This is a genomic window from Frankia sp. CcI156, assembly GCF_001983015.1.
Classification (GTDB): Bacteria; Actinomycetota; Actinomycetes; order Frankiales; family Frankiaceae; genus Frankia; species Frankia casuarinae.
Window position 1 is genome coordinate 16,640 of record NZ_MOMD01000057.1, and the last position, 23,947, is coordinate 40,586.

At 66.5% G+C, this 23,947-nt stretch carries 22 protein-coding genes and 1 pseudogene; 13 read left to right on the top strand and 10 right to left on the bottom strand.

Going from position 1 to position 23,947, the window contains the following annotated elements:
• Window positions 1-148 precede the first annotated feature (148 nt).
• From rfaE2 to CcI156_RS18785, 8 genes are all read left to right on the top strand, one after another.
• Window positions 149-2,194, top strand: a complete 2,046-nt coding sequence (gene rfaE2 / locus CcI156_RS18750; protein WP_254847512.1) for a D-glycero-beta-D-manno-heptose 1-phosphate adenylyltransferase — start codon at window positions 149-151, stop codon at window positions 2,192-2,194.
• On the top strand, window positions 2,191-3,303 hold the full coding sequence (locus CcI156_RS18755) for an NAD-dependent epimerase/dehydratase family protein (protein ID WP_076807214.1): 1,113 nt from the start codon (window positions 2,191-2,193) through the stop codon (window positions 3,301-3,303). The genes rfaE2 and CcI156_RS18755 overlap by 4 nt, the downstream gene beginning before the upstream one ends.
• Complete coding sequence (locus tag CcI156_RS18760) at window positions 3,215-4,330, top strand: hypothetical protein (protein ID WP_139341542.1); 1,116 nt, start codon at window positions 3,215-3,217, stop codon at window positions 4,328-4,330. Before CcI156_RS18755 ends, CcI156_RS18760 begins: the two co-directional genes overlap by 89 nt.
• Entirely contained in the window at window positions 4,327-5,616 is a 1,290-nt protein-coding gene (locus tag CcI156_RS18765; RefSeq protein WP_076807218.1) for a cytochrome P450, read from the top strand. The genes CcI156_RS18760 and CcI156_RS18765 overlap by 4 nt, the downstream gene beginning before the upstream one ends.
• 5 nt (window positions 5,617-5,621) lie before the next feature.
• Window positions 5,622-6,887 carry a hypothetical protein gene (locus tag CcI156_RS18770; protein ID WP_076807221.1) on the top strand — a complete coding sequence of 422 codons (1,266 nt, stop codon included), beginning with the start codon at window positions 5,622-5,624 and terminating at the stop codon, window positions 6,885-6,887.
• Window positions 6,884-8,080, top strand: coding sequence for a glycosyltransferase family 9 protein (locus tag CcI156_RS18775; protein ID WP_076807223.1), 1,197 nt, complete (start codon window positions 6,884-6,886; stop codon window positions 8,078-8,080). The genes CcI156_RS18770 and CcI156_RS18775 overlap by 4 nt, the downstream gene beginning before the upstream one ends.
• 24 nt (window positions 8,081-8,104) lie before the next feature.
• Window positions 8,105-9,835 carry a carbamoyltransferase C-terminal domain-containing protein gene (locus tag CcI156_RS18780; protein ID WP_076807225.1) on the top strand — a complete coding sequence of 577 codons (1,731 nt, stop codon included), beginning with the start codon at window positions 8,105-8,107 and terminating at the stop codon, window positions 9,833-9,835.
• Window positions 9,836-9,938: 103 nt separating this feature from the next.
• Complete coding sequence (locus CcI156_RS18785) at window positions 9,939-11,336, top strand: GDSL-type esterase/lipase family protein (RefSeq protein ID WP_023841644.1); 1,398 nt, start codon at window positions 9,939-9,941, stop codon at window positions 11,334-11,336.
• Window positions 11,337-11,403: 67 nt separating this feature from the next.
• On the opposite strand, the gene CcI156_RS18790 is transcribed toward CcI156_RS18785, so the two are convergent.
• From CcI156_RS18790 to CcI156_RS18800, 3 genes are all read right to left on the bottom strand, one after another.
• The gene (locus CcI156_RS18790) at window positions 11,404-11,973 is read right to left on the bottom strand and encodes an HAD-IIIA family hydrolase (RefSeq protein WP_023841643.1); all 570 of its coding nucleotides are present in this window, start codon (window positions 11,971-11,973) and stop codon (window positions 11,404-11,406) included.
• A gap of 942 nt (window positions 11,974-12,915) precedes the next feature.
• On the bottom strand, window positions 12,916-13,131 hold the full coding sequence (locus CcI156_RS18795) for a DUF397 domain-containing protein (protein ID WP_023841641.1): 216 nt from the start codon (window positions 13,129-13,131) through the stop codon (window positions 12,916-12,918).
• Window positions 13,128-13,994 carry a helix-turn-helix transcriptional regulator gene (locus CcI156_RS18800; RefSeq protein ID WP_023841640.1) on the bottom strand — a complete coding sequence of 289 codons (867 nt, stop codon included), beginning with the start codon at window positions 13,992-13,994 and terminating at the stop codon, window positions 13,128-13,130. Before CcI156_RS18800 ends, CcI156_RS18795 begins: the two co-directional genes overlap by 4 nt.
• 153 nt (window positions 13,995-14,147) lie before the next feature.
• Between CcI156_RS18800 and CcI156_RS18805 the strand changes: the two genes are divergently transcribed.
• The 4 genes from CcI156_RS18805 (at window position 14,148) to CcI156_RS18820 (ending at window position 18,015) form a co-directional block, all read left to right on the top strand.
• Window positions 14,148-14,834, top strand: coding sequence for an ATP-binding protein (locus CcI156_RS18805; RefSeq protein ID WP_083718664.1), 687 nt, complete (start codon window positions 14,148-14,150; stop codon window positions 14,832-14,834).
• An 80-nt stretch (window positions 14,835-14,914) separates the two neighbouring features.
• Window positions 14,915-15,424 carry a hypothetical protein gene (locus tag CcI156_RS25105; RefSeq protein WP_139341543.1) on the top strand — a complete coding sequence of 170 codons (510 nt, stop codon included), beginning with the start codon at window positions 14,915-14,917 and terminating at the stop codon, window positions 15,422-15,424.
• A gap of 840 nt (window positions 15,425-16,264) precedes the next feature.
• Entirely contained in the window at window positions 16,265-16,825 is a 561-nt protein-coding gene (locus CcI156_RS18815) for a hypothetical protein (protein ID WP_018639434.1), read from the top strand.
• Window positions 16,816-18,015, top strand: a complete 1,200-nt coding sequence (locus CcI156_RS18820; RefSeq protein WP_254847513.1) for an ATP/GTP-binding protein — start codon at window positions 16,816-16,818, stop codon at window positions 18,013-18,015. The genes CcI156_RS18815 and CcI156_RS18820 overlap by 10 nt, the downstream gene beginning before the upstream one ends.
• Before the next feature lie 398 nt (window positions 18,016-18,413).
• On the opposite strand, the gene CcI156_RS18825 is transcribed toward CcI156_RS18820, so the two are convergent.
• From CcI156_RS18825 to CcI156_RS26310, 3 genes are all read right to left on the bottom strand, one after another.
• Entirely contained in the window at window positions 18,414-19,499 is a 1,086-nt protein-coding gene (locus CcI156_RS18825; RefSeq protein WP_023841634.1) for a hypothetical protein, read from the bottom strand.
• Between the two features lie 134 nt (window positions 19,500-19,633).
• Window positions 19,634-19,885, bottom strand: coding sequence for a hypothetical protein (locus CcI156_RS18830; protein WP_076807230.1), 252 nt, complete (start codon window positions 19,883-19,885; stop codon window positions 19,634-19,636).
• On the bottom strand, window positions 19,882-20,064 hold the full coding sequence (locus tag CcI156_RS26310; protein WP_023841632.1) for a hypothetical protein: 183 nt from the start codon (window positions 20,062-20,064) through the stop codon (window positions 19,882-19,884). The genes CcI156_RS18830 and CcI156_RS26310 overlap by 4 nt, the downstream gene beginning before the upstream one ends.
• Before the next feature lie 373 nt (window positions 20,065-20,437).
• On the opposite strand from CcI156_RS26310, the gene CcI156_RS26315 reads away from it, so the two are divergent.
• The gene (locus CcI156_RS26315; RefSeq protein ID WP_217697720.1) at window positions 20,438-20,602 is read left to right on the top strand and encodes a hypothetical protein; all 165 of its coding nucleotides are present in this window, start codon (window positions 20,438-20,440) and stop codon (window positions 20,600-20,602) included.
• 21 nt (window positions 20,603-20,623) lie between these two features.
• On the opposite strand, the gene CcI156_RS18845 is transcribed toward CcI156_RS26315, so the two are convergent.
• From CcI156_RS18845 to CcI156_RS18865, 4 genes and pseudogenes are all read right to left on the bottom strand, one after another.
• Complete coding sequence (locus CcI156_RS18845; RefSeq protein ID WP_139341544.1) at window positions 20,624-21,451, bottom strand: hypothetical protein; 828 nt, start codon at window positions 21,449-21,451, stop codon at window positions 20,624-20,626.
• Window positions 21,452-21,612: 161 nt separating this feature from the next.
• On the bottom strand, window positions 21,613-22,479 hold the full coding sequence (locus CcI156_RS25110; RefSeq protein ID WP_023841629.1) for a hypothetical protein: 867 nt from the start codon (window positions 22,477-22,479) through the stop codon (window positions 21,613-21,615).
• Between the two features lie 31 nt (window positions 22,480-22,510).
• Window positions 22,511-22,935: pseudogene (locus CcI156_RS18855) on the bottom strand (Tn3 family transposase); the annotation flags it as partial.
• Between the two features lie 490 nt (window positions 22,936-23,425).
• Window positions 23,426-23,947, bottom strand: a 522-nt coding sequence (locus CcI156_RS18865; RefSeq protein WP_139341545.1) for a transposase, incomplete at its 5' end; no start/stop codon positions are given.

Here is a 23,947-nt window from a genome sequence, read left to right on the forward strand (position 1 = left end):
TGACCGAACGCGATCCGCAGTGGAGGTGGCGGCCGAGCCGAAAATGGTCGTCAGCAATGGAGCCCTGCGCGACGATGCGTAAGATCACGAATTTCAGTATTCAGAGTACGRCATAGCGGAACGTACTGCGGCATACGGAGGTTCAGCTTTGCGGCAGAGCAGCGATTATACTGCTGGTCTGGTTAAAGCGCTGGCTACCATGAATGATGCTCGACTGTCGGCGTGGGGGCGTGCGATTGCTGTGGACCTTCCGTCGGGTGGCCGGCTGCTGGTAGCGGGCAATGGTGGTTCGGCAGCGCATGCGCAGCACCTTGCTGCTGAACTTGTCGGCCGCTTCAAAGTCGACCGTATACCTTTGTCCGCACTTGCCCTCACCGCCGATGCGTCGACACTGACTGCGATAGGAAATGACTTCGGCTTCGGWGAGGTCTTCGCGCGGCAGGTGCAAGCGCATGGCCGRCCGGGCGATGTACTGATCACCATGTCGACGTCTGGGCGCAGTYCGAACCTCCTACGCGCAGTAGCAGTAGCACGAGACCTGGGCATGATGACATGGGCATTGACGGGGCCGGCGCCRAATTCGATCGCCGAGGCTTCTCATGAGTACGTCGATGTCTTCTCCGAATCCGCAGCACATGTGCAGGAGTGCCATCTTGTCGCGATCCATATGCTATGTGTCGCCGTTGACGGTGTACTCGACCAGACCYGGACAGTAGAGGAGAAAGGGGCGCCTTCATCGACTGTTGCAGAGATATCAATGGAAGAGCAGGTGGTGCCGCCGCGACGACCTTCAGTAGACAAGAAGGTCGATTTGGTTGTCCTGGGTGACGTCTTGCTCGACATAGACATCACGGGTGAAGTTAATAGAGTCTCTCCAGAAGCTCCCGTACCGGTAGTCAGTTCACCGAAAGACGAGGCCCGCCCGGGTGGCGCGGGGCTCGCAGCCCTCCTGGCAGCAATGGATGGACATCGGGTCACTTTGATTACGGCACTTGGTTCCGACAAYGCGGCCGATGTGGTCACGGAAATGCTGACAAATGCGGGAGTGTCGATTGTCAATCTCGGGACGTCGTCCGCGACGGCAGTAAAGACACGGGTACGCGCTGGGCAACAGACTATCTTGATGCTCGACCGTGCGAATCCGCCCGGTTCTCTCGGGCCCCTCCCTGCGGATGGAAGTAGGGCGATTCACTCTGCTGCGGCCGTGCTGGTCTGCGACTACGGGCGCGGCGTGGCGGCGGCCGAGGACGTTCGTCAGGCCCTGTCAGAACTTGTCGGTCGGACTCCGGTGGTGTGGGATCCGCACCCGCTGGGACCGGCGCCGGTTGCCGGCATCGCTTTGGCGACGCCGAACAGCCGGGAAGCTGATCATTTCCATCCCGATGTATCACTGACCGGTATCGAAGGGGACATCGAGCGAGCGCGTCGCCTCCAGAGAACGTGGCGGGTCGGCCAGGTCGCGATCACTCGGGGTCGCGACGGCGTGGTGCTGATCAAYGACGACGACGCGCCGCCGTTGGTCATCCCTGCTCCCTTCGTGTCCGGCGGGGACACWCGCGGAGCCGGCGACCGTTTCGCGGTCACCACCGCTGCACTGCTCGGAGCTGGCGTCCTGCCCTCGACGGCTGCGACACGAGCGGTTACCGTCGCAGCCGAATATGTCACGGGAGGGATCGACCTCGGTGCAGCCTCAAAGGGGCAGCCGACAGGGCTCGGCGTCGGTGATGCTCGGTCTCTTGCCGCCCGTGTACGAGCTGGTGGCGGGACCGTCGTGGCGACTGGTGGTTGTTTTGACTTACTGCATCGCGGCCACATCGCACTGCTCCAGCACGCCCGGCAGCTTGGGGACTGTCTTATTGTCTGCCTTAACAGCGATGCCTCCGTGACCCGGTTGAAAGGAAAAGGTCGCCCTCTGGTCTCAGAGGAGGACCGGGCTGGTGTTCTACAGGCGCTTTCGTGCGTAGATGCGGTCGTTCTTTTCGATCAGGACACGCCCGCCGATATACTCAGCCAGCTTCGGCCGCATTTCTTTGTCAAGGGTGGCGACTACGCGATCGCTGACATCGTTGAGCGTGCGGTAGTCGAGCAGGCCGGTGGACAGGTGGTGTTGGCGCCCTATCTGGACGGCCGTTCCACGACATCCCTGATCGAGCAGGCTGGTCGCCGACGCAACGACTCAGAGCGCGCTGTATGACAAGCGCGGTACTTGTGACCGGTGCGGCAGGCTTCATAGGAGGTCACCTCGCTGCGGCTTGTCATGCTGACGGTTGGGAGGTGACCGCGGTCGACCGTAGAKCAGCTGGGCCCCTCGCCGAAGGCGCGGTCCCGATCATTCAGGCCGACGCCGCAGATCCGGCTCTCCTGATCAGGATTAGGTCAGGAGAGTTCGCCGCCGTGCTCCATCAGGCAGCGGTAAGTAATACGCTCGCAGACCGGTGGGATCTCCTCCAAGACGTGAACGTGGACGTACCGTTACAGCTTGCTGGTGCGTGCGAAGTCAGTGCGACACGTTTCGTATACGCTTCATCGAGCAGCGTGTACGGATCTGTCTTTCGTCGAGTTCCCGTTCCCGAGCAGGCCGTCGACGATCGTGCACTGACTTCCGGGCCGCTGAATCTCTATGCCCGGTCCAAACTGCTGTTGGACCAGAGGATGCAGCGGTTCACCGGGCGGATGTCGTGGACCGGGCTTCGCTACACCAACGTGTTCGGCCCGAACGAGGATCACAAGGGCGCCATGGCGTCGATTCTGTGGCAGCTCCTGCATGCCACAGCGTGCGGTCGCCGGATCGATCTATTTAGCGACACCTTGCTTGCGGAGCGGGATTTTCTGCCGGTAGCCTCACTCGTTGACACCGTGCTGCACCTCCTACGCTCATCCATTCCCTCAGGCGTGTACAATCTCGGCGCCGGGCACGCGATCTCCTTTGCCACTATTCTCGGGTGGTGCGCCGGCCTACGGGACGGCGGCATGGTGGATCTGCRGCTGGTCCCCAACCCGATCCCGGATCGGTATCAGTACTGGACCTGCGCCGACATGACAGCGCTGCGCGGCGTTCTCCCACGCGCCGCCGAGGTCACCTCGGATCAGATTCGCGATGCTGCTGGTGAGTTGTACCGATCGTTCGTGCCTGGCTCCGCATCTGACGAAAACCCGAACCGTTCAGGCAAGCTGCCGCGCGGAACTGCCCCTCGACTCCCGGGAGATAATTGTCATGCACAGCCGCCATGCCCGAGACCGGGACCAGAATCAACTGCGCCGGTCGCTGTCGGCACTGTCGATGTCGCTGCGAAGGACGGCTGATGCGCCGCGGCCTGCCGAGCCGCGGTTCGTCTCCTACGACCAGCTGYGTCAACCCGACGGTGCGATCGTCGGYCGCAAGAAGGTCATCCTCATGTCTGGTGGCTGTTCAGTTCCGACGTGCACCATGTGCCCATTTACCAACGAGAACAACTATGGGCTCGGCAGTGAAACCCAGAGCCTCTTGCATCAGGTCTCCCACGTTCTCACCCGCTCCCCAGATGAACCGGCCTATGATGTCCTGGCCTTGTACAACGACGGGTCTTTCTTTGCACCGCGTGAGATCCCGCGAGACGCCCAGCTCGTCATCGCTGAATACGTGGCAAAGGCCGGCGTTCGCCGGCTCGTGGTCGAGTCGCTGCCGCAGTTCGTCACGCCTGCCGTGYTGGCTCCGTTCGTCGATGCTCTTCGCGGGGTCGAACTGGAGGTGGGTATCGGCTTGCAGTCCTCCKACGATCTCGTCCGGGAGACTCTCGTCAACACACGGATCTCCCGGACGGCCTTCGAGCGTGCACTGTTGACCATGAGCGAACTTGGTGTCCATCCGAAGATCTACCTGATGGTCAAACCGCCGTTCCTGACCGACGCGGAAGCGATCACCGATGTTGTCTCCTCCGTGGAGTACGTTCGCGCCCTCGGAATCCAGGGTGTGACGCTGTGTCCGACGCGGGTATCCCCTAACACCGTCGCATGGCGGCTCTGGGAGTCCGGGGCCTATCAGCCTCCGAACCTGTGGACAATCGTCGACACGGTTCGGCGCATCCACGACGCAACGCAGGTACGGGTTGCCTGCATCAACMTGCGGGGCAGCGATTTTGAATCGGTCTTCCCCGACAGCTGCCCTGCGTGCGCTGATCACGTCGTCGACAGCCTGATCCGCTACAGCGAGACCGGAGACGTGGCTGATCTCCCCGACGACTGTGGCTGCCGACCGATGATCGAGGCCACCGCTCTGGACCATGCCGCGATCGTGGCACGCAGCCTGGAATTGCTGGCCCGCAGCAGCTCAGACGAGCGGGTCATCGCGTGAGGCCGCTGCGGACGGGTGGGTTGCCGGTGGTGGACTCGGCCCGCGGCTTCGCCGCCCAGCCGCTGGACTATCTGATCCGTCAGCACACCGAGCACGGCGACATGTTCGCCATGCGCATGGCGGGCGTGCCCACTGTGTTCTGCGGCGGYGCTGGCGGACCAGCCGCCCTGTTCCAGGCCGAGCCCGGACATTTGGAGATCTACAACACCGGTCTGGTCCACGATCTGTTTCGGAGGGCAGTGTTCAACCTTCGCGGTGAGGAACATCTCCAGGCCCGAAGGATGCTGCTGGCCGGTTTGGTCGGGCCGCCGCTGCGCCGCTATGCGACAAGGGCGCTGCGACTCGCGCAGAGTCACGCCGAGCGCTGGTCYGCGGCCCCTGGCTTCGACCTCTACCAGTCGGCCCGGGATCTGACCATGGACGTGTGTGCTCAGGTCATCCTCGGCGTGCGTCCGCACGAGCGTGACCATCAGGCGCTGAACCGTCTGTTCGATGTCTTCGTACGCGGCACGGACGCGCCGTCGGCCCGGCGGTACGCCTCGCCGGCCTACTGGCGAGGTCGCCGCGCCGCCGCCGAGCTGCGTGCRCTGTTCCAGCGGCGGCTCGGTGCCGGCCCTGACCCGTCGCGCGGCGACGTGCTGTCGCACCTGGCCGAGTACGTCGACCAGCACGGTATGGATCCTGCCAGTCTGCCGGACCACCTGTTGGCGCTCCTGATCGCAACCCGTGAGACCACCGCGAGTCTGCTCACCTGGCTGCTGGTGGAACTCGCCCACGACAGCCCACTGGCTGAGGCGATCGGGGCGGAGGCCCGAACCCTGTGTGCCGAGCCGGACCTGCTCGTTGATCGCGAGGCCGCCCCCAGCCTGCGCGCGGCTGTCCTGGAAGCGGAGCGGCTGCACTCCCCGAACACGATCAGCCTGCGCATCGTCGTGGCCGACTGCTCCATCGGCGGATACGAGKTCCCGAAGGGCTGGCGGGCGGCCTACTCACCAGCGGCAAACCATCTCATGCCTCAGCTCTACGACAGTCCGGACCAATTCCGGTCCGACCGGTTTGCTGGCAAGCGGGGTCATTCGGTGAGCAGCCTACTGACCTTCGGGCGTGGCCTGCATGCCTGTCCCGGAAAGCAGTTCGCCGAACTTGTCGTGCTGGCCACGGTGACCGCGACGTACGCTCACCACCGGCTGGCGGTGCTTGGCGGTGTCCCCACCGTGCTGCGGCACCTGCCGGTCAAGGCGCCCACCACGCCGCTGCCCGCTCTCCTGACGACGGCGGGTAGATAGCGAGCATGAACGTCGCCGAAGTCCTGTCCTTGGTCACCCGCTACCACCAGGCCAGTGCTCGTCGCCTGCACCTGGTGCCCAGCGAGAACGCCATGAGCCTGGCGGCCCGGCTCCCGTTCCTCACCGACGTGATCCACCGCTACTGCTTCACCGCTGACGGGGAGAACTGGGCCTGGCCCGGCAACAACGATCTGGCTGCGATCGAGCAGGCGGCGGCGGAGGGGTTGCGCGAGCTGTTCGGCGCCGACTACGTCAACCTCAAGCCGATATCCGGGATCAACAGCATGGCGGTCGCGGTCTCCGCCCTGGCCGACCACGGCGGCACCGTGTTCAGCATCGGCGAGGCCGACGGCGGCCATGGCTCGACTCGCTTCCTCGCCCAACGACTCGGGCTGGCCGCCGTCGCGCTTCCCTACGACCGACGCCGCTACGAGGTCGACACCGACCAGCTGGCCACGCTCGCCGCGGCGACACCGGGCCCGAAACTGGTCTATCTCGACCAGTTCATGTGTCTGTTCCCCCACGACCTGCCAGCGCTGCGCGCAGCGGTCGGACCCGAAACCCTGATCYATTACGACGGCTCCCACGTCATGGGACTCATCGCCGGCGGGCAGTTCCAAGACCCACTGGCCGAAGGCGCCGACTGCCTTGGCGGGTCCACGCACAAGTCGTTCCCCGGCCCGCACAAGGGCGTCATCCTCACCAACTCGGACGATCTTGCCAAGAAGATCGACGAGCACGCCAGTCACTGGGTCTCGCACCATCACGTCGCCGACGTCGCCGCCCTTGCGGTCACCGTCGCAGATCTACGCGAGAGCGGCGGGGAGTACGCCGCACGCACGGTGCGTAATGCCCGGCACCTGGGTGGCGCGCTGGCCGACCGGGGGTTCGCGGTGTGCGCGGCCGAGCGGGGCTTCACCCGCTCRCACCAGTTGTGGATCGACATCGCCCCGCTCATGGACCCCTTCCAGGCCAGCCAGGCGCTGCTGGCGGCCGGGATCGTCGTCAACGCGATCGACGTGCCCTACCTGACCCCCGGTACCGGGCTCCGGCTCGGTGTCCAGGAGGTAACGAGGCTCGGCATGGACACCGATGCGATGTACGAGCTCGCGCACCTGTTCGCGAGACTTCTCATCAAGCGTGACGAGCCGAGCCTCGTCGCTGCCGGCGTCGACGACCTCCGCAGGCGCCACACCCGGGCACACGACGAGGCATTCGACCCGATGATGCGGGACCTCGTCCTGTCAATCCTCGCACGGGAGGACGGTTGATTCCGCGTGCTGAATCCGCCAGCTTCCTCGGACCGGAGTTCACCGAAGAAAGCTTCCTCTGGCACGCTGACTGCCGGCACTTCGTAGGCGGTCTGCCCTGCAAGTACTGGCGTCCCTGCCTGAACTGTGACCATCACGACCCGGTGGACACTCGGATACTGATCGTGATGCTGGGTTTGCTCGGTGACATGCTGATAGCGTCCCCGCTGCCCGCCCGCATCAAGCGGGACAAGCCCGCCGCTCATATCACCTGGCTGGTCGACGAAGCGTGCGCTCCGGTGCTGCGCATGAATCCATACATCGACCGCGTCTTGCCATTCGACTGGCAGGCCGCGGCCCAGCTTCCCTCGGAAACCTTCGACGCGGTCTACAGCTTTGAACGTGCGCCTTCGGCCGCAGGGCTCGTCGATCGCATCCATGCCACCCACAAGGCGGGGCTGGCTTACGGCGGACCGCACAACAGTCTTTATGCCATCGGCGCCGCGGCCCGGCATTTCTTTCTCATGAACACCTGGAACGACTACCGCACCCGCCGCAACACCAAGACCTGGACGGAACTCTACTTCGAGGTTGCCGGATACCGATACGACGGCGAGCCCTACGTCCTGCGAGTACCCCCGGCGGCCGACGGCCKTGTCCGCGCACTGCTCGCGGATGGGACCGACATGCCTCGGGTATGCCTCAACGTCGGAGGCTCCCTGCCCACCAAGATCTGGCCGGTCCGCCACTGGCTCAGCCTCGGTACCACCCTGCGGGAACAGGGATACCAGCTCGTGATCACCRGTGGTCCCACCGACCGGTCGGTGTGCGAGCGTCTTCATCAGGAACTCTCCGGCGACGGCGCCCATAGCCGCTCCGTCCGTTACGCGCAACTTTCCATCGAGGAATTCGCGGCGCTTCCCGCCCACTGCGACGTCATCGTCTCGGGAGACTCCTTCGGCTTCCATCTGGCCCTGGCCCACGAGCGCCCCTGCGTGCTCCTGCTCGGGCCGAGTAGCGGAGCCGAGGTCATCCCCAAACACGTCACCACGGTCACGGCGCTGCGCTCGTCGTCGGCCTGCTCGCCCTGCGCCCACCAGGTGGCCTGCGGTGGAGTTGGAGGCTGCATGGACACCATCGAGCCCGATGACGCTTTCACCGCGGTCGGAGGGCTCCTCGCCAGGCGAGGCGCCGTCCACCGCAGCCATCCGTAGGTAACTGACCGAGAAGGGCATGTCATGGGCTATGTGCTGGGGCTCGGCGGGCCCTACTATCACGACAGCTCGGCCTGCCTCGCCGACGACACCGGCACAATCGTCGCGTTCGTCGAGGAGGAACGCTTCACCCGCCGTAAGCACAACAAAGATTCCCGGTCCTGCTCCCGATCTGCCGCGTACTGCCTGGCAAAGGCCGGTATCCGGCTGGAAGACGTGGAGGAGATCGCCGTCGCATGGAACCCCGAGTGGCCCGAGCCGGCCGACCGCATCACCGACGGCGAGCTGATTCGCGAACTGCTCGCTCCCGGCTATTTCAACGGCTACACCCCTCGATCGCTGACGATTGTTGACCATCATCTGGCGCACGGCGCCTCAGCCTTCTACCTCTCCGGCTTCGCCGATTCGGTGGTGCTGGTCGCCGACGGGTCCGGCGACGGCATGTCCACGACCGTCTACCATGGGACCCCCGCCGGGCTGAATGTGCTTCGCCAATACCCGTTCACCCAGTCCCTCGGCTGGTTCTACGAGACCGTCGCCGAGCATCTCGGCCTCGGTGACTGGACCAGCTCCGGCAAGCTCATGGGCCTGGCCGCGTACGGGCAGCCTGTCCACGAGCTGGGCTTCCTCCGCACCAGCAAGGACAACGGCTACTTGCTGGACCTGTCCCGGTACGGCCTGCCTGCGGCCGACGAAACGGCGCACTACGCGAACCTTGCCTACTACCAACGGCTCAAGCGTGCCTACGCCGCCGCCTTCGCCGACCTCGGGGTCCCCGCTCATCGCCGACCGGTGAGCTACGACACCGCGGCCGGCAGGATGATCGCGGACAGCGGGTTCACGCCCGAGCAGGCGAACCTTGCCGCTTCCGCGCAACACGCACTCGAACGCTGCCTCGTCCAGCTGGCCAGTAGCGCGCTCATCGAGACGGGCAGCGCCCGTCTCTGCGTCGCCGGCGGCGTGGGACTCAACTGCTCAGCCAATGGTGTCCTGCGGCGGCACAGCGGCGCCGAGGAGCTGTTCGTGCCACCCACTCCGGGAGACGCCGGCTGCGCCATCGGAGCGGCGCTGGAATGCCTCCACCGCGCCGGGCGGCTCTCCGTCCCCCGCAGCCCGATGGTCACCACCGCGCTGGGCCCCAGCTTCACCGACGACCAGATTCGCGAGACTCTGGACCGCGTCCAGATTCCCTACAGCTACCACGGCGACGGCATCGTCGACCCCGTCGCCCATGCCCTGGTTGCCGRGTCGGTCGTCGGATGGTTCCAAGGCCCCGCCGAAGCCGGCCCCCGTGCGCTCGGGCACCGCAGCATCCTCGCCGATCCGCGTACGACCGTTACCCGTGACCGGATCAACCGCGACGTCAAACGCCGGGAGATGTGGCGTCCCCTGGCCCCGAGCATCCTGTCCGAGGCCGCCGAGAAGCTCGTCGCCGAGCCCGGACCAGCCGATTTTATGATCGTCTCCTACCAGGCCACCGACGATGCCCGCGCCACGATCCCCGCCACCGTCCACGTCGACGGCAGCATGCGACCACAGATCGTGCATGAGGCGACGAATCCCCGCTACGCCCGCCTGCTACGCGCCTTTGGTGCGGAAAGCGGCGTTCCGGCGCTCCTCAACACCTCGTTCAACCATGACGCCGAGCCCGTGGTCTGCACGCCCACCGACGCTCTGCGGACCTTCTTCTCCACCGAACTCGACGCCTTGGCGCTCGGCGGATTCCTCGTCACCAAGCGTGATGATCGCCACTAGCGGCCGTGACGCCGGAAGGTCAGTCATCCACCACCTCGGCTAGCCTTGGCCTCCAGATCACCTGACCGACTGTCCACCCGCGACGACGCGAGGCCACTGACCCATGACGGTTCTTGACACTCCACCGATCATCGAACAACTGCGATCGCGGTTCGGCTCCGCCCTCCGCGTCGGCCAGGGCTGTGACCTCGCGTCCGACCTCTGCGTCGAGATCGACGACGGCGGATTCCTCACTATCGGTGACCGCGTGTCCATTCGCCGAGGCGCCACCATCCAGGTCCACCGCGGCGGAACTGTCGCCATCGGCAACGACGTCGCCATCGGCGAGAACACGTTCCTGTCCGCCATGGTCGGCATCCGCATCGGTGACGGCGTGGGCATCTCCAACATGGTCGACATCCACGACCACAACCATCGCGAGCGGTCCCGTCCCCACGTGCCCGACGGCGAACCCACCCCATGGGCCAGCGGCTTCGCGGGTGCGCCCGTCATCGTCGAGACCGGAGCGGTGCTCTCCAACAAGGTCAGCGTCACCGCCGGCGTCCGCATCGGCCAGAACACCGTCGTCGGCGCCAACTCGACCGTCACCCGGTCCCTAGGTCCCAACACGGTCGCCGCGGGCGCGCCCGCGCGGCCGATCCGCACCTTCGACGGCCCGCTGGCCACCACCGAGGACCGTCAGACGCTCCGCATCGGCTGGTTCGGCACCAGCATCATGGAACACCTGGAGGGCTACAACGCCCAGATGGCAACCCAGGCGAACCTGCCCGCCGTCGGCTCGTCGGTCACCGTCGAAGCCTGGCGCAACCGTGGCTACGTCCAACGGCTGCATCTCGCCCTCCAGGTCGCCTGGCCCCACCTCGGGTTCGCCTTCGACAACCACGGCGAAGGCGGAGCGACCTCCCGCGACATCCTCGGCATCGTCAGAGGCACCCTCCCACCCGAGGGGCGCGTCTTCGACTTGGCGTTCCTCGGGTGCGGCATCAATGACGTCTGGCGCGGCTTCCAGGGCCGTGCCCACGAGGCTGTCGACGCCGACGAGTTCGACGCGAACTACCGGGAGATGCTTCGGCTTCTTACCGCAGGCGCACGCCGGGTGATCTGCATCAGCGAGACACCCTTCGGCTGGGACGACACCGGCCTGGACATCGACGCTATGAACAACGAACTCGCCCGCTACAACACCCTCGCGGCCCGCGCCGCGACCGACGCCGGAGCCCAGTTCCTCGACGTCTGGCCAGCCTTCACCACCACAGCGCACGCCCTCGCAGGCTGGTCGCCCGCAACCCGCCCCGACCAAACCCTCTGGTCTGACGGGGTCCACCTGTCCGAGCTAGGCGACGCCCTCCTGCTCCGCCTCGTCGACCAGCACCTACACGAGACCGATCTGATCACTGATCTGACCCGCTATGACCTGTATGAACGCGACGAGGCCCGGACCATCTACAACCACCTGGTCGCCGATCATTCGCGCACGGATGTCATAGCGCCACGCCGGTAGACGCCCACCCGACCACCTGCGAGCTTGTCTACTACCCGTCCATACGGAGCAAGGGTCAAAGGGCAGATCACCCGGAAGCGATAAGTATTCGAGCGGCTACAAGCAGGCTTGCCACGCTGCCAAGATAACGAGGCCATGAACCGGCCGGAGGGCTCCCCCGGCCGGATTGAACGTGCAGCGACCAGCAACCGGCCGCGCCGGCCGCAGCGATGTCCGACTCTTGATCGCCGATCAGGAGCGTTTGCTCCGCGCTCACACCGCCCATCCGCATGGCAGCATGAACGAGCCCGGGTTCGGGCTTGCGGCAAAAGCACCCGTCCTCGGGCGGGTGTGGACAGTACAGAACGTCCGCGAGCCCGACCTGAGCCGGCCGCAACTCGTCCACCATGCGCGCGTGGATAGCCGTAAGCTGTTCGGTAGTGATAATGCCACGCCCTATATTGGCCTGGTTTGTCGCCACCGCGAGACGTAGACCGTGATCGCATAATAAATTCACCGCCACCCTGGAGCCCGGCAGCCACGCCCAGTCGGCATTCCGCCGAACACCACGATCAAGATTACGATTGAGGACGCCGTCTCGGTCAAGCACGACGAGCTCTACGCGAAAATCCGCAGGCAACCGTACGCCGACGTTCATCCAGCCTCCATGGCTCCGCAGCTCTGAGGGATCCTATTTCCGTTCAGAATTGACCCTATACCCGAGCTTTTTCATCGGCCGAATCGATCCCGCCGGGATTCCAGAAGTAGGCGCCAGCATGTACTCGTCATATCGTCGACCCATATTCGGGCCAGTTGGGACTCATCGACTCTTTCGTCCAGCCCCAGTGAACGGCGGATCATCGCACCCAGTCTGGCGAGCACCTCGTCCGGCAGCCGRCTCACCGCCTCCAACGCAAACTCGGGCAACTGTCTGGCGTCCGTCGCGTCCGCTTGCGGATCATGGAGATGCTTGACCGCACCCGCATACCAKGTGCACATGTTCCACAACGCCACCCAGGTCGCACCGTCTGGCGAGCCAGATTCTGCTCCTTGCACCGATCCAATGAGCCGTGCCATCGGGGTYGCSTTCCACCACCATTCTTCCTCAGCGTCCGCAAACCTCAGCCCACATCCACCGCCGTCCGGACCCTCCTCCGTCCAGGCCACCAAGGAGATCAACCGTAGAAGCCTTCCGTGATCATCCATACGTGAACAGTAGCGCCGTGACTGATGGATCTCGACGCAACAGCAACATTGCTGGCGCTGTCCGCCAGAACGGTCGGACGGAAGTCAACGAAGGCGGGGAGCCGTGCGCCACGGCTCGCCGTGTTACAGGGGCCCCACACAATCTTCTAATCAGTCGCATGCATGCTGCCAGGGGTTCCGCAGCTCGGATRCCGGTAGGCGTAGCGCTGACTTCCTGAGGGTCCGCCGTAGGTCCTGCCCTGGAGCCGCGCGAGGCGCGTCGGCCTGGCGGCCCCAGATGCGCAAGTTGGGCGACAGGCAGCACAGTGGACAGCCTGCCGGCTCCGCTGCCATCGCGGGCCAGCGGCAAAGATCGCTGAGAAGTAGAGGATCGACGGCGGAACCTACACGTACATCAGGAGCCGAACTCGCCGTCGCGCACTCCCGCGACGAACGCGGTCCACTCGGCCGCGGTGAAGACAAGGATCGGGCCACTGCGGTCCTTGGAGTCCCGGACCGCGCGTCCGCCCTCGGGCAGGGAAGCGACCTCGACGCACGCGCCACTACCGTTGGTATAACTGGACAACTGCCAGGAGAGGCCGTCCCGGTCAAACTCGATCTTGCTGGTCATGACTGCTCCCTCGACAAGCTCGCGATCATCTCGGCGGATGCGCTGGGGTTGAGCGCAAGGGCTCGTAGATGGTCGAGCTTGTCTCTATATTGCCGCACCTCGTCGGGCTTCTCCACGTACAGGCTGCCCGTCAAGACCTCCACGTAGACGACTTCTGGATCATCAGGGTCCGGGAACCCCAGATGCGTGAAGGAGGTTCCGAGTGCGGCATGCCCGCCGACGTCGAACGGTAGCACCTGGATCGTGACGCTCGGTTGGGCTCCGGTGTCCACCAGGTGCCTGAGCTGGGCGTTCAGCACGTCGCGCCCGCCGATCGGCCGGCGGAGCGCGGCTTCGTCGAGCACGACCCACAGCCGCGGTGGCTGCGGCCCGTTGAGAAGGCGTTCCTGGCGGCTTGTTCGCAGAGTCACGCGGCGGTGTACCTCCTCGTCGGGCAGCTCCGGCCACGTCGAGCGGATCACGGCGGCGGCGTACTCCGGTGTCTGGAGCAGTCCTTCCACGAGTGAGGACTGGTAGGTGTTGATCGACGAGGCGTCGGCTTCCAAGCCGATGTAGACCTCCATCCAGCGCGGGACGACGTCACTGAAGCTGCGCCACCAGCCTTGCCGACGTGTCTCCTTGGCAAGCGTGAGGATCGCCTCCCGCTGCTCGGTGTCCTGTACGCCGTAGACGGCCAGGAGATCGGCCACATCGACGGCGCGGACGGCGACCCGCCCGTTCTCGATCCGACTGATCTTGGCATCAGACGCACGGATGGCCTGTCCCGCCTCCTCGGCGGTCAGGCCGGCCGCCTCCCGCAACCTGCGCAGCTCTACCCCGAGCCGACGGCTGCGCACCGTCGGCCCTGCTGATGACTTCGCCACGCTTCCTCCGCCACCGGACGCCCGACATCTGATCGCAGTCTGCCAGCGTCTGGGTCCGGTTCGCTGGCCTCTCACATCCACCATAAGCAAGGCTACAGATGCAGTTGCATTTAAAGGTACAGAGGTCCATCATCACGCTTCGAGGGCGCTCCGGTGCAGACGGGGCCGCTCGTCGGCCTGGGGTTTGTCGTGCCGGGGCGTCCTCCTCGCAGTCAGCTGTCCCCGCCGGATGACCACCGCAAGGCGAGGCCCGGCGGGGACAGCGCGAAGATCGAGACGACGGGCGGAGATGACCTCGTGTGCGCTGTGGTGACCTGCCAGCGGRCAAGCAAGATCACACTTCCGGCAGTGGCGGTAGCGGTTCCCCAGCTCCGATGGTTCGTCCGGTCCGTGCTGCGCGAGTGGGGGCTGTTGCCCCTGATCGAGGTCGTCGAGCTGGTGGCCAGTGAGATGGTCACCAATGCGGTGATGACTACCGATAGAGGCATCGCCGATGGGCAGGCAGTGGTGCAAGCGCGTCTGGTCTGCGCAGAGGGCCGCCTGTTTATCGATGTGTGGGATGCCGATAGCCGCCCGCCGGTCCGCCAGGCGCCGGAGGATGACGCGGAAAGCGGACGAGGTCTACTGATCGTGGAGTCGTTGAGCCAGCGGTGGGGATATCGGCCCGGCACCCACGGCGGGAAAGTTGTGTGGGCTGAAATCGAGGCGCGACTTCCAGTCACATCCGCYGGTCTACCACGACGTATTCCTGCCCCTCTCCACGCCCATTCCCTTCCCGGCCAGTCGCTGCCAGATGTCGAGGTACTGCGACGGGTCCGCGACCGCCTTCATGCACTGTGAGGCCCCGTCKGATCTGATGTTTCTGCGCGAGCGAAGCATGTCCCGGAACTCGACAGGAGGAAGCGGTGAGAAAGATGAGCATGAGGGTCGAGCAGAGTACCCTGCGCGACCGCATGCGTGGCTCCGGGATGACACATGCCGAGATTGCTGTCGAGTTCACCCGTCGCTATCGGCTTCGCCCTCGCTCCGCGTTTCGCCATGCCCACGGCTGGACACTGCAACGGGCTGCCGACCACATCAACGACCATGCTGCCCGTCTCGACATCGACCCGGAGGGCAAGGCTGGCATGACCGCTCCGCGCCTTTGTGAGCTGGAGCATTGGCCATTTCCCGAGCGGCGTCGCATTACCCCGCAAATCCTCGTGCTACTCGCGACTGTGTACGGTACGGATGTTCATAATCTACTTGATGTCTACGACCGCGAACGCCTCCGGCCGGCCGACCGGCTGCTTATCGACGCTATGGAATGCTTCGACGGAACGACAGCCTGCGTCTGTGGCCGCCGCAGGGGACGCGGAGACGCATTCCCGAGCGTCCCGGTACCATCACTTGAAGTGTCGACATCTACCCGATTTGCGCGATCTATTTAACCGCAGTACCCACAGCCGCGTTATCTCCCGCCGACGGTCTTCATGACGACACCGGTCCCACCAGCGATCTGCTGGGCAGCGATCCTGTCCCCAACGGGGCGGCGAGATCAGCGTTGCCGAGTTCCGGCTGGACTTCATTGAAGCACTGAATGGGCTGCGCTCCCTCTGATAGTCTGCTGGCCCACCGGAGCAGATAAACCCCTCATCACCCTGTGACCCACTCCGGGTGCTCAGCCACCTTGAGGCCAGAATCCTGTCGATTCTGTCGGTCGTCGCGGACGGTTGGGCTCTCTGGCCGCCGGTTTTGAAGGTGAGGGCGGACGCCGCTTCGTCGAGTCGGATCGGCGGAGCGCGCTGCCGTGCACGCAGCGCCCAGAAGCTGGTCGAGAAGGTGACGGTCCTGGGGCGGGCGATCCGGCGGGGGTGTGATGATCGTCGGCCTGCACAGTGGGCGGAACCTGTGCCTGGGCGGCTACGGCTTCCTGTGCCAGGTGCACCCAGAGGCGGGCTACTACGTGGTCGGGCGGKAGGGATTGCGGTCGCGCTGTGCCAGCGGCCACGTGCAGATCCCCAGCGCCCCGTTCTTGCCAGCGATCTTGTGGTTCTTTCGGGCCAGGTAGTGCTTCCGAATGACTAGCCGCTTTATGGCCTGAATGTGTCAAATTGTGCTGGCGTGTCGTTCCGACTTGGAAGTTGGAACGGGCCGGTGCGTGTCCGGCAAGGCAGGCTGAAGGGGACAGTCCGTCGCATTGGTGTGACGGACCGGCGCCGGATGTCTGCGAGGTGGGCATGGTGGCTCCTCGTTCGGACTCTCGCGGTCGCCGCTGGCCGGTCCGCGGGGTGGCCGTCGGGTTGCTGGCCGCGGGCGTGCTCGTGGTCTCCTGCAGCTCCGATGACAGCGCCGAACCGGCTCCTGGGCCGGCGACGTCGCTCGGTCGATCCTCGGGGCCGCAGGTGACGGTGTCGCCGTCGCCCACGTCACCAGCTGATGCTGCCGGGCAGCGGGCGGTGGCCGCCTATGTCGGTCTGTGGGAGGCGATGGCCGAGGCGAGTCATACCTCGGACTGGCAGTCACCCGAGCTGGCGCGGTACGCGTCGGGGGACGCGTTGCAGGCAGTCTCCGGCGGCCTGTACGCCGATCATTACAACGGGCTGGTGTCGCGTGGCGCCCCCGTGCTGCATCCGGAGGTCACCTCCGTGGAGCCGGCCGACGCGCCGACGACGGTGATGGTGTTCGACTGTTCCGACAGCACGAACTGGCTGCGCCACCGTGCGGACGGGGCGCCGTTCACCGACGAGCCGGGTGGGCGGCGGGCGGTGACGTCCGAGGTGCGGCTGCATCAGGACGGGTCGTGGAAGGTGACCCGGTTCGCTGTCGAGCCGGTGGGATCATGCAGTTGACACGTCTCGTCCTCACCGGCACCTGCCTGCTCGGGTTCCTCGCCGCAGGCGCGCCGGCGTTCGCTGACAGCTACGCGACTACGGACTGTGCGCAGAATCCGATCCCGGGCTGCGACCTGGTCGCGGGCGGTGATGGCCTCACACCCGCAGCCCCTGGCGGGCAGGCGCCGCCACCGCAGGACGGCGGGAGCGGTGGCTCGGGTCGCGGTGGGTCGTCCCRTCCGCCGGGCGACGTGGCGCTCGACCCGGCGGACGTCGCGCGCTGCTCCTACGTCCGCAGCGACTTCCAGCCCACCACAGAGGCGATCCGGCCGGTGCTGTTCCGCCCGGCCCCCGACGGCGGTCTGCGGGTGGTCGCGGCGGTCGACCGGCCCGGCCCGCTCCTCGCGCGGCCGGTCGCGACGGGGCCGGACGGTCGGCCGGGTGCCTGGTACGTCTACCAGTGCCAGACCGACGGCGTGCGGGACGCGTTGTACCGGCCGCCGGTATGGATACCCGACGGCCAGGGCGGGCCGGCGGCGGGCGGGCCGGATGTGGGTGGGCTGGCGGAGCAGGCCCGCAGCCAGCTGCGGCTGCAAGGCCCGGCGATCGCGTTGAGCCCGATCGGCCGGCAGTTGATCCGCTTGCCGACCTGGATGTGGCTGGACCCCGCCGGCTGGCGGCCGGTCTCCGCTACGGCCGCCGCCGGCGGCGTGTCGGTCACCGCCACGGCGACCCCGACGGGGGTTGACTGGGTGATGGGCGACGGCGCCCAGGTCCACTGCACCGGGCCCGGCACCCCCTACCCGGATGGCGGTGACCCGAAGGCGTCGTCGCCTGACTGCGGGCACACCTACCAGACGGTCTCCGAGGATCAGCCCGGCGGTGTGTTCACCGTGACCGCGACGGTCACCTGGAACGTCACCTGGGCCGGTGGTGGCCAGGCTGGGGTGTTCGACGGGCTCATAACCGTTTCCACCGTCCCGGTCGCCGTGATCTCCATTCCCGCGCTCAGCACTGGCGGCGGCTGCCCGCCCGCGGCCTCGATTCGTCGCACGGTGTCCGGCTCGACGAACGTGATGGTGGTCAGGGGTTCGTCGGCGCGAGCAGAGTGCCGAGAGCGGTGGCCGCGTCGAGGAGATCGAGAACCTGGCGGAGACCGACATGGACCCGCTGGCCAACGGTCTGGGTGGCGTGCGGGACACGCGTGAGGTACCGGGCGTCGACGAGGCCGGGCGTTGCGGGTCTGGACGTGTCGGACAGTCATGCCCTCGGTCAGGGCCGTCCAACCGTCCCCGAGAGCGGCAGGCAGGTCACGGTTGAGGTGGTCCCGGTAGGGCGGCGGCGTCATCGAGGCATTGGAAGACGCTCCCGGTCTGCTTGGCAGTCTTCCCGACCGCCTCTGGGGTCGGGACATTGCGGTGGAAGACGTCGCGGAGCAGCGTCTCCAGCGTGGCGCACACGTCTTTGATCGCCGATTCGTAGATGCTGGTGAGACCGCCCGCGGCCTCCAGCCTGGCGCGCTGGCCATCGGGGAGACTCCGCCAAGGTCGCGATGACGGCTGTGAGCAGGGAACTTACAGCCRTTGGCGCCAGCGATGATCGCTGTTTAGCGTGCGAGGAGCTGGTCGGTGAGCTCGATCGTCGCGAGGTACCACCAGAAGATCCAGTCGAGAAAGTCGACGCCGTAGTCGGTTTTCTGTTGTTCGTTCTGGTGCCGGATCGCGAACTTGTTCGCGATCGTGAAGAGGTCGCCTTCGTCCTTACTGAGCAGCTCATCTTTGATCAGCTGTCGACGTTCTTCGAGAACGCCGCTGAGGACGACGACCGCGGATCTCTTGGTGTGTTCGTCGGCGTGCCGTGCCCGGTACAGGCTGATGGCGTGGCGGAGCCGGTCAGCGGCCGGGCTTTCTTGCTGGGCCATGCTGCGCAGGAGGTCCGAGCGGGCGGGATCGGTGCTGGTGACCAGGCGACCGACATCCTCGCCTTCGTCCGCGAGGTGGATGCCGAGGTCGCTTCGTTCGAGCAGACCGTTGACGCGCCACCGGTAGACGACGCGGCCTGTGGCGGGAGAGAAATCGCGGTAGTGCCAGCCGCATCCGTCGTAGTCGTGTAGTCCGCGAGATCGGGGGCGCGCTACCAGGTCGTGGAGCACTTCGACCACGTCGCAGAACACGTCTATGTTCTGTGCGAGGCGGTCCGGCGTCAGCGGCCACAGGTCCGCGGCGCCGATGGCGCGCTCGATGACGGCCGAGGGGTCGATCTCGCTGGGGTCGTCGACGCAGTCCTTACCGAACGCCTGCTCGAAGTATCCGTGGTTGTTGAGATGGCTGACGATGTCGATGAACTGGCGGGCTGTGGCACGCAGACCGGCACGGTCAGGGGAGGTACCCGCCCGGCGTTCGGACCAGTACGGGCGGTACTGCGGTGTTGTGGTCTCGCGGAGCTGTTCGGAGCTGGACATCAGGTCGCGGAGGAAGGCCTGCCCGTTACTCAGGCCACGTGGAGGCGGGGACTGCGCGGCTGCCTGACGGAAGTCGTCCTGGGGAGTAGGGCCTGCGAACGCGTGATCGAGAAGTAGTAGGCAGCGGTCATCCCAGTCACGGTGGATCCTGCGGTGGTTGAGCAGGTTGCTCGCTTCGTGGACGAACAGGTGCCGTGGCCAGACGAGTTCGTAGTCGCCTCCGTCGTACATGAGTCGTGTTCCAATCCGGGTCAGCGGCCGGCGAGAGTCGAGGACGAGAAAGATCCACGCAGCGGCACTGGTGATCTTTGATGGGAGCGAGCAACCCTGGACCAGCCTCGCGGCTGGCTACCCCCTTCCGTGCGTCATGGTCCAGTTCGACGCGGGTGGAAAGTGCCGGGGTGAGACCCAGGATGAAGCTGGTCGACGAGCATCTGCGCGAAAGCATCGAGCACCAGCTCATGCGAGGAGCGGCTCTCTGCGGRGTCGCGGCCGGGGACCAGCTGCGCCCAGTAGACCTCGCGGTCGGCGAGGCGGACAGAGACCCTCCCGCCGCGTTCGACGACGGTCGTCACGTCGAGGTTGGTCGTGGTGCGCCAGATCTCCTGGCCGCTCATGCCGAGCTCCCTGTGGTGGCGGGCCGCTTGTCGACGCTGGCCTTGTCGAGGTGACCGCTGACGCCGGAGGCCAGGTCGATGTGGATGTTGCGGCGGGCGACGCTGGCGCGTTCCAGGGCGTCGATCTGGTGGTCGGGGTTCTGGTCGGCGGTGGCGACCTGCACGTATCCGATCAACACGGCCCCAAAATACTCGACACGGACGTCTCCTACCTTTGACCGTCGACGGGGGCTGCCGACGTCGTGATGCGGGTCGRGGGGTGCGGCTGGCGGGCGTCGACTGACGACCGTTTGCCGACTCTGTGTTCGCCGGGGTGGTTTCGAAGGCCCTGCGGCACAGGAGGATTCTGTACGCACCAGGATCTCGCGCCGGCTTCCAGTCGATGCGGGTGTTGTGCACTCATGGTGGGAGCTGTCGATGTTGATGAACCCTCATCCGCAGGTGCTCGTCCCTGACGGGACCACCGCGGACGGTCTGCAGTGGCAGCTGCGCTGTCCCTCCTGCGGAGCCGATACTGTGGACCKGGCGGATTTCGCCGAAGATCACAGGGCCGTGACGGTGTTCCCCGACCGCGACGACTACGACAGCCCGATCGGTACACGGGGCGGATACGTCCAGGTCGATCTTCAATGCCCGGTCGGGCATCGTTTCGCGCTGATCGTGGCCAACCACAAGGGGGCCGAGTTCGTGGCTGTGGTTCCCTCCAGCGCCGGCTGATCCGCGCCCRCCTGCTCTCCGTCAGGGCGGKAACATCTCYACGATGATCTGAGTCTGGTGTTCGCGGGCGGCGGTGAACAGCGTCTGCAGCGCGGCCCAGCCCGGCTCGGTTGTGCTCAGCGACAGCCACCAGAGTCGGCTCTGGGCATCGTAGATCGCCCCGCTCGCGCGGATGAGGTCGAGCTGCGCCTGCCATCTGGGGCCGGAGGCGGGCATGGGGATGATGCGAAGCCGTGGTGCCCTGCCGGTCGGGGCTGCGATGCCGGTGGCCGGATCGTCCCGGGTGGCAATGATCGGGTCCGGTTCGTCGCAGGCCAGCGCCTCCAGCCAGGCGTGGGCGAAGGCGATGCCTTCCTGGATTGCCTGAGGGTCGGCTTCTCGGCGCCGCGCTACGCCCATCGCTTTGTTGACCCGGGCGTGAACGGTGGCGTAGGTCAGGTTGCCGGTGTGCACGATGCGGCCGATGAGCCGGTTGAGGTCGTCGCGCGGGTCGGATGGCGGTTCCCAGTCGGCGTCAGCCGCAAGTGCGGCCGCTTCCACCTCACCGCACCGGTCGCAGATCATCAGCGTCCCCGGGACCGGTGCGTGACCGCAGGAACAGCACACATAGCCATAGCAGGTGGCGCAGGACATCATCGCGCCGTCGCTGTGGTCGTGGAACTGTCCCGGATGAGCCCTGTCCCAGGCGGCGGCTTCGGAGATGCAGTCCCCGGTACACACCGGTGGGTCGCGTTCCACCATGGTGACCGGTTGTGGAGGGGGGATGCCGGCGGCTTCCCGGGCGGCGGCCTCGCGGGCGCGGTGTTCTCGGCTGGCCTCGTCGCGTCGTGCGCGGGCTTGCAGACACATCTCCCGTTCGGGGTCGGTCAGATGTGTCCAGCAGGCCACCGACCGGGGTAGGTCCGGCCAGTCGAGATCCGGTTGTCCGAGGCCTTGGCGTTGTCCGGGCCATTCCGCGGCGTCTCGCTGGCAGCGTTGGCCGTCGCGCCGAGGACGTGTGCACTTCACAGTCACGTCTGTGATCTGGAGCGTCCTGGCTGGCCCCGCCGCCTCGGCGAGGCGGGCGGTGGCGAGGGGATGACGGCCCGGGTCGCGGCTGCCTCCAGGGCGTCGAGGAGTTCGGCGAGTCGGTCTGTACCGGTGAGGTCTGCTGCGACGGCGGGGAGCTGGTCTGTCAGGAGCAGGACCGGGTTGTCGGTGCGGCCCACCAGGCTCCATCCGTCCGCGCTGGCGCGCAGAAGCCGCGCCGGGCCGGGCGTGGCACGGCGGGACCGCACGCTTCCTGGAGCGGGGGCCGAGTCGGCGGCGAGCCGCCAAGCGGCGTCGAGGGCCTGTGTGACGGCGGGATGGTCCAGGTCGGCGAGCCTGGGCAGGATGTCGTGCAGGCGCAGGCGGGGCTCGTCGAAGCCGGTGTCGTCGTCGACGATCAGATCTTCCAGACCGCCGGCGAGACGGTCGGCGGCGCGGCGGCGTTCCGCACCGGGCCAGGCGGTCCTCTGCGGTGGTCGCAGCGGTGTCTCCACCCCGGTCGGATCATGCGGGTCCGTCCGATCCGCGAGGGCCAGGTGGCATTCGATGGGCCAGCCCGGCCGGTAGGCGAGCAGACGCTTGGGGTTGGTGGAGATCCCGGTCTGCAAGCCGGTGTCCCACAGGGCCAAGGCGCTGCGGGCGGCGCCGGTGTCCGTGCCGACCTGGGTCCATCGGGCCCCGGTGGTGTCCTGACCGAGAAGCAGTGCRTACCCGTCATATGTGACGGGCAGATCGAGGGCCGCGCAGGCAGCCGGATAGTCATCGGCGAGCTCGCCAGGAAACTCCTCGACCGTCAGCAGAACCACGGTCACCGCGGCGAACCCGGACGGCTCCTCCTGCTGGCTCATAGCGGTCTCCTCATCAGGATCGTCCTCGGGGCTACGCAGAGCCCACAGGCCAAAGCCTTGGGGCGGGGGAAAAGGAGTAGCAGCCCAGAAAGTTAAGATGGGCATTCCCGGACAGGGAGAGCCGGGCGACGTCGGTGTCGGGTCTGGCGTAGGACAGCGAGGTAGCGGGTGTTCCACAGCACGGCGGCGTTGAGGTCAGGTCGAGGGCGCCGGGCTGGTCCTCCTGCCCTTCCCGGTAGATCTGCCCGCAGCGGCCGTGGAAGATCACGCGGGCGAGTTTGTGGCGGGATTCCTGCACGGTGGTCTGGGTGTTCACCTCACCACCCGGCGATGGGTGTCGTCGAGAGGTTCCATTATCGCCAGCAGAGCCAGAGTCTTCGCGATGCGGCCGTACTCGGCGAAGGCCTGCCCCAGCGGGGTCGGGTGGCCATCGCGGCCGAGCATCCGCAGGAATTCTAGCGGCACACCTCAGAACGTAACCGTCGGACGCGCAGGCAGAGAGCAAATCGGCGAACCCAGCCACCCCGTGGTCTAGATCTGCCCCCCCGGTACGGGATAACGACCGCGTGCGGCCCCGCGCGCGACCCAGTAGCCGAGGTGAGCCACCGCCGCGGCGACCCAGCGGAGCGCCAGCAACGGTGTCCCCGCCGGCCACAAGCCCCACGCCGCCCACGGGGAACCGGACCGGCCAGCAGCGGCGCTGGCACCGCCACGGCAACGCACAGCGAGAGGCCACAGGGCCGTGAACAGCGGATGTGTTACCCAGGCCGAGCCGCCAGCCACGTCTTCAACGGTGAGGGCAGTTCGCCGCCTGGACGCCGGCCGCGACATCGGCATACCCCCTTCCCATGGGGTATCCCCTCTGGTGCGCACGCGGGTATCCCACTTGATGGGATACCCGCCTGCGGCGTGCTGGCGCAGGTCAGACATCCCATGGTTTTCGTTGTCAAGCGGCGACGTCGAGTGTTGCTTTCTGTGTCCATGCGGTTGCCTCACTGTAGGGGGTGTGGGTCTTGAGGCAGCCGTGCAGGATTCCGACGAGCCGGTTGCCGAGCTRGCGCAGCGCGGCGTGGTGCGACGTGCCGCGCGCGCGGATCGCGTCGTAGTACGACCGGGCGCCCGGGGATGCGCTCAGGGCCGAGAGCGCCTGCTGATRTAGCGCGTCGGCGAGCCGGTTGTTGCGTGCGTAGCGGGCCAGGACCGTCTTCTTCTTCCCGGAGGCGCGGGTGATCGGGCTCGTGCCGGCGTAGTTCTTCCGTGCCTTCGCGTCGGCGTAGCGCGTCGGGTCGTCACCGAACTCGGCGAGCACCCGGGCCGCGAGGACCGGTCCCAGGCCGGGCTGGGACAGCAGGATCTTCGCGTCCGGGTGCTGGTCAAAATGGTCCGCGACCTGCTCCTCGAGCCGGGCGATCTCGCCGTTGAGGGCTGCGAGCAGCCCGGCCTGGGCGCGCACGACCGCGGCGTAGGC

Bases quoted from the DNA above. Each gene is read 5' to 3' on its own strand.
- CcI156_RS18785 (WP_023841644.1), top strand. From the start codon at position 9,939: ATGACGGTTCTTGACACTCCACCGATCATCGAACAACTGCGATCGCGG.
- CcI156_RS18790 (WP_023841643.1), bottom strand. From the start codon at position 11,973: ATGAACGTCGGCGTACGGTTGCCTGCGGATTTTCGCGTAGAGCTCGTC.
- CcI156_RS18795 (WP_023841641.1), bottom strand. From the start codon at position 13,131: ATGACCAGCAAGATCGAGTTTGACCGGGACGGCCTCTCCTGGCAGTTG.
- CcI156_RS25105 (WP_139341543.1), top strand. From the start codon at position 14,915: ATGAGGGTCGAGCAGAGTACCCTGCGCGACCGCATGCGTGGCTCCGGG.
- CcI156_RS18825 (WP_023841634.1), bottom strand. From the start codon at position 19,499: ATGTACGACGGAGGCGACTACGAACTCGTCTGGCCACGGCACCTGTTC.